11 protein-coding genes are annotated in these 13,423 nt (G+C 73.5%); 2 read left to right on the forward strand and 9 right to left on the reverse strand.

Translation table 11 applies throughout. The features are described 5' to 3' along the window. Nucleotides 1–33 precede the first annotated feature (33 nt). Genes purM through IEX22_RS02150 form a run of 5 tightly spaced genes read right to left on the reverse strand, consistent with a single transcriptional unit; the run spans nt 34 to nt 4,592 of the window. On the reverse strand, nt 34–1,182 hold the full coding sequence (purM, locus tag IEX22_RS02130) for a phosphoribosylformylglycinamidine cyclo-ligase (RefSeq protein WP_188665650.1): 1,149 nt from the start codon (nt 1,180–1,182) through the stop codon (nt 34–36). Continuing rightward, on the reverse strand, nt 1,179–2,750 hold the full coding sequence (purF, locus tag IEX22_RS02135) for an amidophosphoribosyltransferase (protein WP_188665653.1): 1,572 nt from the start codon (nt 2,748–2,750) through the stop codon (nt 1,179–1,181). Before purF ends, purM begins: the two co-directional genes overlap by 4 nt. A gap of 7 nt (nt 2,751–2,757) precedes the next feature. Further along, a complete protein-coding gene (locus IEX22_RS02140) occupies nt 2,758–3,135 on the reverse strand; it encodes a hypothetical protein (RefSeq protein WP_229659695.1) in 378 nt (125 codons plus the stop codon). Between the two features lie 27 nt (nt 3,136–3,162). Continuing rightward, nucleotides 3,163–3,546: a sterol carrier family protein gene (locus IEX22_RS02145; RefSeq protein WP_188665656.1), complete on the reverse strand. Its 384-nt coding sequence runs from the start codon at nt 3,544–3,546 to the stop codon at nt 3,163–3,165. Between the two features lie 29 nt (nt 3,547–3,575). After that, nucleotides 3,576–4,592: an asparaginase gene (locus IEX22_RS02150; RefSeq protein WP_188665659.1), complete on the reverse strand. Its 1,017-nt coding sequence runs from the start codon at nt 4,590–4,592 to the stop codon at nt 3,576–3,578. 93 nt (nt 4,593–4,685) lie between these two features. Here IEX22_RS02150 and purD point away from each other — a divergent pair, with 93 nt between their 5' ends. After that, nucleotides 4,686–6,044, forward strand: coding sequence for a phosphoribosylamine--glycine ligase (purD, locus tag IEX22_RS02155; RefSeq protein ID WP_188665662.1), 1,359 nt, complete (start codon nt 4,686–4,688; stop codon nt 6,042–6,044). After that, nucleotides 6,041–6,967 (forward strand): phosphoribosylaminoimidazolesuccinocarboxamide synthase, encoded by a 927-nt coding sequence (locus IEX22_RS02160; RefSeq protein ID WP_188665665.1) that lies wholly within the window; start codon nt 6,041–6,043, stop codon nt 6,965–6,967. The genes purD and IEX22_RS02160 overlap by 4 nt, the downstream gene beginning before the upstream one ends. 3 nt (nt 6,968–6,970) lie before the next feature. Here IEX22_RS02160 and IEX22_RS02165 read toward each other — a convergent pair whose 3' ends face one another. The 4 genes from IEX22_RS02165 to ligM all read right to left on the reverse strand — a co-directional run bounded on the left by IEX22_RS02165 (nt 6,971) and on the right by ligM (nt 13,423). Further along, the gene (locus IEX22_RS02165; RefSeq protein WP_229659696.1) at nt 6,971–8,380 is read right to left on the reverse strand and encodes an APC family permease; all 1,410 of its coding nucleotides are present in this window, start codon (nt 8,378–8,380) and stop codon (nt 6,971–6,973) included. Nucleotides 8,381–8,591: 211 nt separating this feature from the next. After that, a complete protein-coding gene (locus tag IEX22_RS02170) occupies nt 8,592–11,252 on the reverse strand; it encodes a hypothetical protein (protein ID WP_188665668.1) in 2,661 nt (886 codons plus the stop codon). An 88-nt stretch (nt 11,253–11,340) separates the two neighbouring features. Then, nucleotides 11,341–11,943, reverse strand: a complete 603-nt coding sequence (locus IEX22_RS02175) for a PadR family transcriptional regulator (protein ID WP_188665671.1) — start codon at nt 11,941–11,943, stop codon at nt 11,341–11,343. Between the two features lie 67 nt (nt 11,944–12,010). Next, nucleotides 12,011–13,423: a vanillate/3-O-methylgallate O-demethylase gene (ligM, locus tag IEX22_RS02180; protein ID WP_188665674.1), complete on the reverse strand. Its 1,413-nt coding sequence runs from the start codon at nt 13,421–13,423 to the stop codon at nt 12,011–12,013.

Genomic DNA, 13,423 nt, shown 5'->3' on the forward strand with positions numbered 1-13,423 from the left:
CACTGCTGACGCCTCCGGGCCGGCGCACGGCGCTCACGCGTTCTCGTTGACCAGCCGCACCGTGCCACCGTCGACGCCCTTGGCGCCCTGGACCACGTCCGGGTCGCCGGTGTCCACGGCCGTCAGGGGCCCGCTCGCGTCGACCTGACCCATCACCCAGGCCGCGGTGCCGCGTGCCCGCAACCGCGCGACCGCGGCGTCCGCGACCTCGTCGGCCACGACCGCGACCATCCCGACCCCCTGGTTGAGGGTGCGCTCCAGGTCCGGCCGCGGCACGTTGCCCAACTGGGCGACCAGGGCGAACACCGGCGGCAGCTGCCACGTGGCCCGGTCCACCGTCGCCGTCAACCCCTGCGGCAGCACACGCGCCAGGTTCGCGGCGAGACCGCCGCCCGTCACGTGGCTGACCGCGTGCAGATCCGCGTCCAGCGCCTCGGCCAGGTCGAGGATGTCGGCGGTGTACAGCCGGGTCGGCTCGAGCAGTTCCTCGCCCAGCGTGCGTCCCAGCTCCGAGACCTGCCGTTCCAGCGCCCAGCCGGCGTGGTTGATGACGCGGCGGACCAGGGAGTAGCCGTTCGAGTGCAGCCCGGAGGACTCCATGCCGATGACGACGTCGCCGGCCCGCACCCGCTCGGGCCCCAGCACGCGGTCCGCCTCGACCACCCCGGTGGCCGCGCCCGCGACGTCGTACTCGTTCGCCGCCAGCAGGCCCGGGTGCTCCGCGGTCTCCCCGCCCACCAGGGCGGTGCCGGTCTGCTCGCAGGCCGCGGCGATGCCGCGCACGATGTCCGCGATCCGCTCCGGCACGACCCGGCCGCACGCGATGTAGTCGGTCATGAACAGCGGCTTCGCGCCGACGACGACGATGTCGTCCACCACCATGCCGACCAGGTCGAACCCGATGGTGTGGTGGATGTCGAGGGCCTGCGCGATGGCGACCTTCGTGCCGACCCCGTCCGTGGACGTGGCCAGCAGCGGCTTCCGGTACCCGATCAGCGCGCTCGCGTCGAAGAGGCCCGCGAACCCGCCGACCCCGCCGAGCACCTGCGGCCCCTGGGTGGCCCGGACCGCGTCCTTCATCAGTTCGACGGCGCGGTCCCCGGCCTCGACGTCCACCCCGGCGCTGGCGTAGGTGATGCCCTGGGCGGCGCTCGCGTCGGTGCGCTGCTGCGACGCGCTCATGCGCGCGCCCGCAGACTCGCCGCGGCGTCCTCGGCGGCGTGCTGCTCGGCCGGGTTCAGCACCCGCTCCAGGTCGACGTCGGGCCCGGGCTCGCAGCCGCCGGGGTCCTCCCGCTCGAGGAGGTTCTTGCCCAGCCGGTCCCGCGCGGGCAGCGGGATCGGGTACTGGCCGGTGAAGCACGCGGTGCAGAGCCGCTCCCGCGGCTGCTCGGTGGCGGCGATCATGCCCTCCTGCGAGATGTAACCGAGCGAGTCCGCGCCGATCGACGTGCGGATGTCGTCCACGCCGAGGCCCGTGGCGATCAGCTCGGCGCGGGACGCGAAGTCGATGCCGTAGAAGCAGGGCCACGTGATGGGCGGGGAGGAGATCCGCACGTGCACCTGCGCGGCCCCGGCCTCCCGGAGCATGCTGACCAGCGCGCGCTGGGTGTTGCCGCGCACGATCGAGTCGTCGACGACGATGATCCGCTTGCCCCGCACCACGTCCCTGAGGGGGTTGAGCTTGAGCCGGATGCCGAGCTGCCGGATGGTCTGGCTGGGCTGGATGAAGGTGCGGCCGACGTAGGCGTTCTTGACCAGGCCGTTGCCGAAGGGGATGCCGGACTCCTCGGCGTAGCCGATGGCCGCGGGCGTTCCGGACTCCGGCGTGGGGATGACGAGGTCCGCCTCGACCGGGTGCTCGGCGGCGAGCCGGCGGCCCATCTCGACGCGCGCGGCGTACACGTTCCGGCCCGCGATGGTGGTGTCCGGCCGGGCGAGGTAGACGTACTCGAACACGCAGCCGGCCGCGCCCCGGTCCGCGAACCGTTGGGAGCGCAGGCCGTTCTCGTCGACGGCGATGAACTCGCCGGGCTCGATCTCGCGGACCAGGGAGGCTCCGATGATGTCGAGCGCGGACGTCTCCGAGGCGACGACCCAGCCGCGCTGCAGCCGGCCCAGCACGAGCGGGCGCACCCCGTACCGGTCGCGCGCCGCGTACAGGGTCCCCTCGTCCATGAACACGAAGCAGAACGCGCCCTCGAGCTGCGGCAGGACCTCCATCGCCGTCGACTCGAGGTCCTCGCCGTCGCGGCCCTGGAACAGGGCGGTGACGAGCGCGGTGTCGGTGGTGTTGCCCTGAGCCAGTTCCCCGGTCCGCGGGGTGCCGTAGCGCTCGTGCACGAGGTCGTTCAGGGCCGCCGAGTTGGTCAGGTTGCCGTTGTGCGCGAGGGCGACGGTGCCGGCCGAGGTGGCGCCGAGCGTCGGCTGGGCGTTCGCCCACACGGACGCGCCGGTGGTCGAGTAGCGGCAGTGCCCGACGGCGATGTGCCCGGTCAGGGTGTTGAGGGTGGCCTCGTCGAAGACCTGGGACACGAGGCCCATGTCCTTGTAGACGTTGATCCGGCTGCCGTCGCTGGTCGCGATGCCGGCCGACTCCTGCCCCCGGTGCTGCAGGGCGTAGAGGCCGAAGTAGGAGAGCTTGGCGACCTCCTCGCCGGGTGCCCAGACGCCGAAGACGCCGCAGGCGTCCTGCGGTCCTTTCTCCCCGGGCAGCAGATCGTGCGAGAGTCTTCCGTCAGGACGAGCCACGGGACGATTATCGCACGGTCCCGGTGACCTCATCGGCCGACGCCCGCCGCGCCCGCCGGTGGCTGCGCCGGTCCAGGAGCAGCGCCAGCAGCGCACCGAGCCCGACCCCGGCGATGCCGAAGAGCATGGCGAAGAACCCGAAGGCGGCGGCCGGGGTGTACTGCGGGTCCTCCGGGCGGCCGAGGGTGAAGAGGCCGGCGACGACGAAGCCGAGCACCGCGCCGCCCACGAGGAACGGGGCGAACCGCGGGGCCCGACGGACCAGCACCTCGCGCCGCTCGACGGTCTCCACGACGGGCAGGTCGCCGGGCCGGCCGGGCCCGCCGGCGGGTCCGGCGGCCTCCGGTGCGGGGTCGGCGTCGGGGGAGGGCACGGCGGAACTCATGCCGTCCAGCGTAGCGCGGGGCAGTCCTCAGCCCGCCGCGCCGCCGGCCGCGAACCGGGACCACAGCGGCAGCAGGTCCGCCAGGTCGGCCCGCGTGCCCGAGGCCGCGACGGCGCCGGACTCCCGTGCCTGCACCCAACCGGTGCGGCCGGTGACGAGGGCGAGGAAGGTCGCTGCGTCCGTCTCGATCACGTTCGGCGGGGTGCCGCGGGTGTGCCGGGGCCCGGCGACGCACTGGGCGACGCCGAAGGGCGGCACCCGCACCTCGACGCTGTTGCCCGGAGCCCGGGCGGTCAACTCCTCCAGGGCGTACCGGACCGCGGTCGCCACCGTGGCCCGGTCCGTCGCGCCGTCGGCCCAGCGGCTCAGGGCCGCGTCCCCGTCGGCCCACTCGATCCGTCGTCGTGCCATGGTCGGTCCCCGTCGTCGTCGAGAGCCGTTCAGCCCCGGTCGCGCTCGAGCAGGGCGGCCACCGGCTGCGCGAGGCCGAGCCGGCCCACCGGCTCGCCGCCGCCGAGCACCGGGCGGGACACCGCCGGCAGCACCGCGGCCACGCGGTCGGCGTCCAGGGCGCCGGCGGCCTGGAGCAGGCTCAGCCCGACCAGTGGCGCGGCCCGGCCCACGCCGTCGAGCAGCTTCAGCGCCACCGTGACCCCGGACGGCGTGGCCAGGGCGAGAACGCCCTCGGCGCCGCTCTTCGTCAGCACCCCGAGCTCGTCCATGATCACCGTGTCCGGGGCTCCCACGCCGGCGACCGCCCACGGGTAGTCCAGCATCGCGGTGGCCACGGTGGCCGCCCGCGCGTCCGCCATGATCTCCCGCGGCGCCTGCGCCAGCGCGGAGTAGGCGCGGGCGAGCCCCGTCAGGGACACCGCGGAGACCGGCGCGCCGCACCCGTCGACACCCACGTGGGCGACGGTCTCCCGCGCGTACTCCTCGATCACCTTGACGACGCGCTGCTGCAGCGGGTGCTCCGGGGCGAGGTACGTCCCGGTGTCCCAGCCGGCCTCGGTACAGGCCCACAGGAACGCGGCGTGCTTGCCCGAGCACTCCATCGCCAGCCGGGACTTCCCCCGCTCGGTGCGCACGAGCCACGCGCGCGCGTCCTCGTCGTACGGCCAGGCGGGGGGGCACTGCAGGTCCGCCTCGCCCAGGCCCGCCGCGGCCAGCATGCCTTCGACGACGTCGAGGTGCTCGAACGAGCCGTGGTGGCTGCCCGCGGCGATGGCGACCTGCGGTCCCCGCAGCGGGACGCCGGCCTGCATCGAGGCGATCGCCTGGAACGGCTTGAGCGTGGAACGGGGGAAGACCGGGGCCTGCACGTCGCCGAGCTCGAGGACCACCGCCCCCTCCGCGTCGACGACGACGGCGGCACCGATGTGCCGGGACTCGATGAAGCCGCTGCGCTCGACGACGGCCAGTTCCACGGCGGTGCCCGCGGCGAAGGTCTGTGGCATGCCCCCAGTATTCCGGATCGCGCGTCACCGGTTCGCCGGACGGCACGTCACCGGATCGCGGTGGGCGCGGCCGCCCCCGTACCCTTGGGCACTGTGAAGGTACTCGTGCTCGGCTCCGGTGGCCGCGAACACGCCCTGGTCCGTTCCCTCGCCGAAGACCCGTTCGTCACCGCGCTGCACGCCGCGCCCGGCAACGCCGGCATCGCGCAGGAGGTGCCCTGCCACCCGGTCGACGCCGTGGACGGCGACGCGGTGGTCGCCCTCGCTGCCGAGCTCGGCAGTGAACTCGTCGTGATCGGGCCCGAGGCGCCGCTGGTCGCGGGCGTCGGCGACGCCCTGCGCGAGGCCGGCATCGCGGTGTTCGGCCCGTCCGCCGCCGCCGCCCGGCTCGAGGGCAGCAAGGCGTTCGCCAAGGAGGTGATGGCGGCCGCCAACGTGCCCACCGCCATGGCCCGTGTCGCCGCGACTCGCGAGGAGGCCGCCGAGGCCCTCGACGCCTTCGGCTCCCCTTACGTCGTCAAGGACGACGGGCTGGCCGCCGGCAAGGGCGTCGTCGTCACCGAGGACCGGGACGCCGCGCTCGCCCACGCCGAGGACTGCTTCCGCGCCGGCGGCACCGTGCTGATCGAGGAGTATCTGCGCGGACCCGAGGTCTCCCTGTTCGTGCTCTGCGACGGCCGCACCGGCATCCCCCTGAGCCCGGCCCAGGACTTCAAGCGCATCCACGACGGTGACGAGGGCCCCAACACCGGCGGCATGGGCGCCTACACGCCGCTGGACTGGGCGCCCGCCGGGCTGGTGGACGAGGTGATGGACCGCGTCGCGACCCCCGTGCTCGCCGAGATGGCCTCCCGCGGCACCCCGTTCACGGGCGTGCTCTACTGCGGCCTCGCCCTCACCCCGCGGGGCATCCGCGTGGTCGAGTTCAACGTCAGGTTCGGGGACCCCGAGACCCAGGCCGTGCTGGCTCGGCTGAAGACGCCGCTCGGCTCGCTGCTGCTCGACGCGGCCAAGGGGCGGCTCGACGAGGACGAGCAGCTGCACTGGCGGCACGAGAGCGCCGTCGCCGTCGTCCTCGCCGCCCCCGGCTACCCCGCCTCGCCGCGCACCGGGGGCCGGGTGCGCGGGGTCAGGAAGGCCGCCGCCGAGCCGGACGTCACCGTGCTGCACGCCGGCACCGGTACGGACGAGAACGGCAGGGTGATCGCCACCGGTGGCCGGGTGCTCGCCGTCGTCGGCCGCGGGGACGGGCTCGACGCGGCCCGGGAGCGCGCCTACGCCGGCATCGAGCGGATCCGCCTCGACGGCGGCCAGTACCGGCACGACATCGCCGCCGCGGCCGCCGCCGGCCGGATCGAGGTGCCGGCCGCGGCCGCGCGGCCGCCCCGCACCGCCCCCGCGTCGAATGCCGGCGCGGACCCGGTGACCTCCACCATGGGCACGACGGTATGAGCACCGGTCTGGCGGAGGCGCCCGAGGTCCCGGGCTGGACCCGCGTCTACTCCGGCAAGGTGCGCGAGCTCTACGTGCCGACGGTGCCGGAGGACGGCGACGGTGACGGCGACCCCCAGCTGACCCCCGAGCGGCACGTCCTCGTCGTGGCCACCGACCGGATCAGCGCCTACGACCACGTGCTCGCCACCCCGATCCCGGACAAGGGCCGGGTGCTGACCCAGCTGTCGCTGTGGTGGTTCGAGCAGCTCGACGACGTCGAGAACCACGTCGTCTCCACCGAGGTGCCCGACGAGGTGGCCGGCCGGGCGATGATCTGCCGGAACCTGACCATGTTCCCGATCGAGTGCATCGCCCGCGGCTACCTCACCGGCACGGGCCTGGCGGAGTACCGGCGGTCCGGCACGGTGTGCGGACTGCCCCTGCCGGCCGGTCTGACCGACGGCTCCCGCCTCGAGACGCCCCTGTACACGCCGTCCGCGAAGGCCGAGGTCGGCGAGCACGACGAGAACATCACGTTCGAGCAGACCGTGGACCTGGTCGGCCCCGACGTCGCGGACCGGCTGCGGGAGCTGACCCTGCGGGTGTACGGCCGGGCCGAGCGGATCGCCCGCGAGCGGGGCATCATCCTCGCGGACACCAAGGTGGAGTTCGGCCTCGACGTGCACGACGGCACCATCACCCTGGCCGACGAGGTGCTCACCCCGGATTCGTCCCGGTTCTGGGACGCCTCGGGCTGGGAGCCGGGCCTCGCGCAGCCGAGCTTCGACAAGCAGTTCGTCCGCGACTGGCTGACGTCGCCGGCCTCGGGCTGGGATCGCGCGTCCGACGCCCCACCGCCGCCCCTGCCGGACGACGTCGTCGCCGCCACCCGCGACCGCTACGTCGAGGCCTACGAACGGCTCACCGGCCGCTCCTTCTAGCCCTCAGTCGTCCTCCAGGTGGGCGGGGTCCAGGTGGCCCGCCTCGACGCCGTGCCGCCGGTTCCACCACCAGGTGATCGCCCACAGCACCACCCCGATGCCGATCATGGTGCCCGCGATCTGGTACTCGACGGCGTCCTGCGCCCACGGTCCGACCAGGAACGCGCAGGTCACGGCGCCGATCCAGGGGAGGACGCGAGGGGCGTGGAAGTGCTCGTGCTCGACGGGGGAGCGACGCAGCACGATGGTGGCGATGTTGACCACGGTGAACACGCCCAGCAGCAGGAGCGCCGTCGTCCCCCCGAGCGCGGCGACCGTGTCCGAGCCCAGCAGGTTGGTGACGACGATGATCAGGGCCGCGGCCAGGAGGGTGGTGAAGACGATGGCCGCCCACGGGGAGTGCCGGCCGGGGATCACCCGGCCGAGCTGCGCGGGCAGGACGTGCTGCCGGGCCATCCCGTAGATCAGCCGGCTCGCCATCAGCAGGTTGATCAGGGCGGTGTTGGCGACCGCGAAGATCGACAGGAACGGGTAGATCGCGTCGATCGGCACGTCGGGGGCGCCGATCCGCACCACGTCCAGCAGCGGCGTCGTGCTCTCCTTCAACTGGCCGATCGGCACGATGGCGACGGCCGTGATCGAGACCAGCACGTACACCGCGGCGGTGAGGGTCAGCCCGGTCAGCATCACCTTCGGGAAGGTGCGGACCGGGTCGTGGGTCTCCTCGGCCATGTTCACCGAGTCCTCGAAGCCGACCATGGAGAAGAACGCCAGGGCGGTGGCCCCCGTCAGGGCGAGGAAGACGCTCTTGTCCCCCTCGGTCTCGAACACGGTGACGCGGCTGATGTCGGCGTTGCCCTGGCTCATCGCCCAGAAGCCGATCAGGATGACGATGAGCAGGCCGGTCAGCTCGATCACGGTGAGGACGACGTTGAGTTTGACGCTCTCGCCGACGCCGCGCAGGTTGACCACCCCGAGCAGGAGGACGAAGCCGACCGCGATCGCGGTGACGCCGGCCTGCCCCCAGCCCAGGTGGAAGCCCTTGAGCACGTTCTCGGCCAGGAACTTCGACGCCGTCGAGGCGCTCGTGATGCCGGACGAGAGCACGGCGAAGGTGACGAGGAAGGTGAGGAAGTGGATGCCGAACGCCTTGTGCGTGTACAGCGCCGCCCCCGCCGCCTGCGGATACTTCGTCACCAGCTCCAGGTAGGAGAACGCGGTGACGGTGGCGACCGCGAATGCCAGCAGCACCGGGGCCCACGCGGCGCCGCCCACCTCGCCGGCGATCTGCCCGGTGAGGGCGTAGACGCCCGTACCGAGGATGTCGCCGACGATGAACAGGAGCAGCAGCTTGCGGCCCATCACCCGCGTCAGTCCGGGATGGTGATCGGCCGACGTGCCGGTCTGGCTCATGGTCGCTCTCCTCGCGGTCGGGATCTGCTGGCCCCGACCCTACGGCGCGGGCGCCCCGGGCACCACTCGCCGGCACCGTCGGTGGCACGCCCCTGAACTACCATGCGAGGATGGCCGGCCTCCGACAAGCGCAGAAGGCGATGACCCGTCGCCTGCTGCTGGACCTCGGGTTCGCCTTCGGCCCGGTGCTCGACCGGTCGGGCCAGCCCGCTCAGTAGTCGTTCAGCTCGACCGTCACGGTATTGCCGTCCACGGTGGCCTTGCCGGAGAGATAGAAGGAGTCGGTGTCCGACTGCTTCTCCCACCGCGGCTTCTGGTCACCGTAGGACTGGTCCTCCTCGAAGGTCACCGTGGCCTCCCCGGAGTCCTCGGCATAGAAGCGCCACCCGCTGCCGCTGCCGGCGGAACTGATCCGCACGGAGGGGGAGTCCGTCACCGTCCACTTCACGTTCCGGGTGTCCCCGTAGGCGTAGGCGCGGAACGGACACCCGGCCGGCTCGACGTCCGTCGACTTCGCGCAGGCCTCCAGCTTTTGCTTGACCTGCCGCTCCACCTCGGTGGTGAACGCGGGCGTGGTGGTCATCTCCAGCCGGGCGGAGGCGAGTCCCTCGTGGTCGATCGTCGACTCGATGGTCGCGTCCTCCGCGGCCAGGTAGGTCGACCCGCCGGGCAGGGAGACCGTGTACCTGCCGGGGAGCACCCGCAGTTCCGCCCGGGCGGTGTCCCCGAAGGCCGATTCGGTGACCGCGACTTCGGCGCCGTTGACCTTCGGCTTCGGCTTCTGCACGCCCGAGACGCTGATGAGGGCGCGTTCCGTGTCGTCGGCGGCGAGGGTCCAGTGGTCGTCGAGCAGATCGGCGCCCTGCTTGGTCAGCGTGTAGGACCTGGTGTCGGTGCGGCCGCCCTGCCTCAGCTCGGCCCGGACGGTCGCGGAGTCGCCGGCGACGTCGGTGCCGATGATCGTGTACCCGTCGATCCGGTCGGTCGCCGCCCGGTACACGTCGTTGGTGAGCAGCGCGCGCTGGTCCGAGGCGATGTCCGATCCGGCGAGGGTGAGCGCCTTCTCGGCGTCCCCGTCGACGAGGGCCTGCAGGTAGGCGCCGACTCGTTTGTCCGGGCCGTTGCCGCCCCGGATCACCCCCGCCGTGATGGCGCCCGCGATCACCACGAGGATCAGGGCGCCGGCGATCGAGCCGATCAGGATGGCCCGCCGCTTCGCGCGGGGGCTCAGCGGCGCGCGCGACGCCACCCCGGCCGGGACGGCGCCGCCGGTGGCCGGATCGTGGTCCGCGGCAGGGATCCCGCTCCCGGCGACGCCGCCGGCGGTGGCGGGCACGGGCGGCGGAGCGAGGCGGGCGCGCAGGCCCGCGGGCACCAAGGGCAGCAGCACCGGTGCGAGGACGCGGGCGACCACCTCCACGGCCAGCCCCCAGGCGGCGAAGATCGGCACGAACCACCAGGACGGTCCGAGGCCGGCGTCGGCCGTGAGCAGGCCCCGCACGTCGGCGCGGGCGGTCACGGCCAGCAGCACCGTCAGCGCGACCCCGGCGGCCGCGTACGCCAGCGGGGTCACGATCCAGCCCGCCGTGTCCCGCGCCGGGCGGCGGGCCGCCAGCACGAGCCCCGCCAGCACGACGGCGACGACGGCGAGCAGCAGGGCGCACCAGCCCACCCAGGCGGGGATGTCCAGGGCGTCGACGCCCGCGATGACCTGGATCAACTCGTCCGTGTTCGTCCCCGACCGGGACCGCGAGATGGTCTGCGAGGAGTGCGCCGTCTGGTGCAGCGGTCCCAGATGCCCGGCGACCAGCACGTACCCGGCGAGGTTCGCCAGGGTGAGGGGGAGGGTGAGGATGGCCAGCGGTTCACCGGCCACCACGTACAGCACGATCAACGCCGGCAGGGTCACGGCCGCGATCACCCCGACGTGGGTGAGCAGCACCGCGGGCAGCGCCCGGGCCGACCGGGCGGCGTCCGCCACGGTGATGACCCCGCGGGCCCGGACCGGCGAGGTCCCGCCGTCGGCCGGCGCGGCGGCGTCCGGTACGGACGCCGGCGCTGGCGTCCGGGCGGCCCACGTCCGGCGCGCCCCCAGGCGGCGCCCGACCCAGGCGGCCGCGGTGCCGAGCAGCGCGGCGACGAGCACCGGCCACACGCCGGCCGCGTGCACGCCACCGATCCGGAACCCGCTGACCGCCGGGAAACCGAGCGAGGCGACCAGGGCCACGACGTTGACCAGCAGCGTCAGGACGAGGCCCGTGACCGCCGCCTGGGCCGCGGCCTGCAGGCGCGTGCCGGAGGGCCGGCGTCGCTCGGCCAGGGCGCTGGCGGCGAGCACGAGCAGCGCGGTCACCAGCGTGATGCCCAGCGGCACCGCGAACAGGGACGCGGACCCGTCGATCGTGCCCAGGAAGGGGAACGCTCCCGCCACCGTGGCGGTCAACGAGCCCAGGTGCGCCATCGCGACCAGCTGGGCGCCCAGGGGCAGCAGCAGGGACCAGGGGTCCACCGCGGACACGGCGGACGACGCGGTGATGCTGGTGCGGGCGGCGCCCGCGGTGCTGACCAGGGCGAGGACGACCGCGATCAGCGTCAGCAGCAGGGTCAGGGCATAGGCGGCGACGGCCGCGACCGCGCCGGTCCAGAGCCGGACCAGATCGATGCCGGCGGCCGGACGCCCCGGCGGCGCCGGGATCGGTGCCGGGGGAGCGGTCTCTCCGCCGGCGGATGCCCCGGTGCCGTCACCGGCAGCGGGGCGGGCCGGGCTCGCGCCGCCGGCGGATCCGGAGCGGCCGTCGATGGTCGGCGGCCGCTCCGGCAGGCTCGGGCGCAGGGGGCGCGGGGCGCCCGGAGGCAGGTCGGACTCGGTCATGGTGTTCCCCCGATGGTGCGATGCGATGTGACAGCACCAACCTACGGGGCGCCCCCGCCATCGGCCACCGACCCGCCACGCCCGGCGATCAGCGCGCCCAGGCCCCGTCCGGGCCGGTGAGCGCGTCCACGAGGGCCAGACCGCGGCGCGCCCACGCGACCTCGCCGCGGGCCCGCTCGACCAGGCCCTCGTAGGTGAAGCGTTTGAAGGCGATGGTCCGGTCGCGGTCCCCGCGTGCGGTGACCGCCAGCCGGCGGGCCAGCATCGGGTTCTCCACGGCGTCGATCCGGGTCAACTCGTCCTCCCAGCGGGCGATCTCGCTCTCCCACTGGGCGACGTGAGCGTGCAGGAAGTCCCGCGCGGCCGCGGGGGTGGTGGTCTCCAGGTAGGCCGCGCGCAGGTGCGCGGGGTCCCGGACCCGGGCGTAGGCGAGGGGCGTGCGCATCCAGGCGGTGAAGGCGTCGTCGCCGGCGTCGGTCACGTGGTAGACCCGCCGCGTCGCCCGCTCGCCCCGCGGCTGCTCCTCGGCGGCGATCAGCCCCTCGGCCTCCATCTTGCGCAGCTCCGGGTAGATCTGGGAGTCGGGCGCGTGCCACACGTGGCCCACCGACTCGGCGAACTGCTTCTGCAGGTCGTACCCCGAGAGGGGGCCGACGCGCAGCAGCGCGAGCAGCGCGAACCGCAGGCTCATCGGGCCGGGCCCCCGCGGCGGCACCGGCGTGCGGGGGCCGGACGGCCCCCGCACACGGTGATCGCCACTAGGCGGACTGGTACTTGGTCCGCCAGCCGCCCTGGTACGTGGAGCGGGCGACCGTCGAGTACGGCACCGGGCTGACGACGGCGCGGATCGGCAGCTGCTCGTGGGGCTCGACGGCGGCCTTGGAGGTGCCGCCGTTCGGCTCGCCCCACACGACGGACAGCTCGGTGCCCTCGGGCACGTTCGCGTCGACCGTCGCGAGCGAGAGCGCCCGCCGCTCGTTCGCGCTGTACCCGGTGAACATGGACAGCCCGACGGTCGTGCCGTCGGCGTCCACCACCGCGTCGTAGTTCGCCGACCCGTAGTTGGCCAGCGGCAGGTCGAAGAACTTGTAGTGCGGGCCGTCGACGTCGAACAGGGAGCCGAAGAGCTTCGTCATGTCCTCGGCGTTCCAGGCCAGCGTCACCTTCTTGCGCTGGGTCTCCTTGTCGATCTTCTCGAGGGCGTCCCGGCCGATGAAGTCGTGGTCGAACTTGACGAACGAGCCGTACCCGAGCTCCCACGGGGTCAGGTAGTAGTCCTCGATGTTCTCGGAGACGAAGGACCCGGCGAGCGTGCCGGTGGCCTCGTAGCCGTCCGCGGGCAACCACTCGCGGTAGCCGCGCTCGGCCTCCCCGGTGTAGATGGCCGGCAGCGGCGACGGGATCCAGCCCGACTCCAACGTGTTCGACGGGTACGCCCGCGAGCCGACCGGCACCAGGCCGAACTCGGTGCCGGCCTCGACGATGGCGTCCCGGACCCGGTCGTGGTCCGCGTACGGGCCCCAGATCTCCAGGCCCGGGGCACCGGCCATGCCGTGGCGCAGGGTCCGCACGGCCGCGCCCTCGACCTGCATCGTGGCCATGGAGAAGAACTTCAGCTGCTCCAGCGGGCCGCCGTTGAGCTTCTCGATCACCTGCCAGGCGTTCGGGCCCTGGATCTGGAACCGGTAGTACTGGCGGTTCACGGCGTGGCCGTAGGGGCGGGACGGGGAGCGCCGGTCCACGGTGATGTCCAGGTCGCGGTAGCCGCCGGTCTCGCCGTGGTACAGCAGCCAGTTGGCGGCGGGGGAGCGGCCGACGTAGACGTACTCGTCCTCCTCCTCGTGGAAGAGGATGCCGTCGCCGATGACGTGACCGGACGCCGTGGTGGGCACGTACTGCTTGGCCTTGTTCACCGGGAACGTCGCGGTCGAGTTGATCGCCGTCGCGGTGATCAGCTTGATGGCGTCCGGGCCCTTGAGGAAGAGGTTGTCCATGTGGTGGGACTGGTCGTACAGCACGGCGGTCTCCCGCCAGGCGGTCTGCTCCTTGATCCAGTTCTGGAAGTCGGCGGGGACCACCGGGTAGATGTAGGAGCCGATCTGCGAGGTGCGGAGCAGCTCGACCGGGTTGCCTGACGCGTCGATGACGTCCTGCAGATTCTTCGGTGCCAC

It is taken from the genome of Tersicoccus solisilvae, assembly GCF_014643255.1.
GTDB classification, from domain to species: Bacteria; Actinomycetota; Actinomycetes; order Actinomycetales; family Micrococcaceae; genus Tersicoccus; species Tersicoccus solisilvae.

What these genes read in the sequence shown, in the direction of transcription:
- IEX22_RS02140 (WP_229659695.1), bottom strand. Translation starts at nt 3,135, where the DNA reads ATGAGTTCCGCCGTGCCCTCCCCCGACGCCGACCCCGCACCGGAGGCC.
- IEX22_RS02170 (WP_188665668.1), bottom strand. Translation starts at nt 11,252, where the DNA reads ATGACCGAGTCCGACCTGCCTCCGGGCGCCCCGCGCCCCCTGCGCCCG.
- IEX22_RS02145 (WP_188665656.1), bottom strand. Translation starts at nt 3,546, where the DNA reads ATGGCACGACGACGGATCGAGTGGGCCGACGGGGACGCGGCCCTGAGC.
- purM (WP_188665650.1), bottom strand. Translation starts at nt 1,182, where the DNA reads ATGAGCGCGTCGCAGCAGCGCACCGACGCGAGCGCCGCCCAGGGCATC.
- IEX22_RS02150 (WP_188665659.1), bottom strand. Translation starts at nt 4,592, where the DNA reads ATGCCACAGACCTTCGCCGCGGGCACCGCCGTGGAACTGGCCGTCGTC.
- IEX22_RS02165 (WP_229659696.1), bottom strand. Translation starts at nt 8,380, where the DNA reads ATGAGCCAGACCGGCACGTCGGCCGATCACCATCCCGGACTGACGCGG.
- IEX22_RS02175 (WP_188665671.1), bottom strand. Translation starts at nt 11,943, where the DNA reads ATGAGCCTGCGGTTCGCGCTGCTCGCGCTGCTGCGCGTCGGCCCCCTC.
- IEX22_RS02160 (WP_188665665.1), top strand. Translation starts at nt 6,041, where the DNA reads ATGAGCACCGGTCTGGCGGAGGCGCCCGAGGTCCCGGGCTGGACCCGC.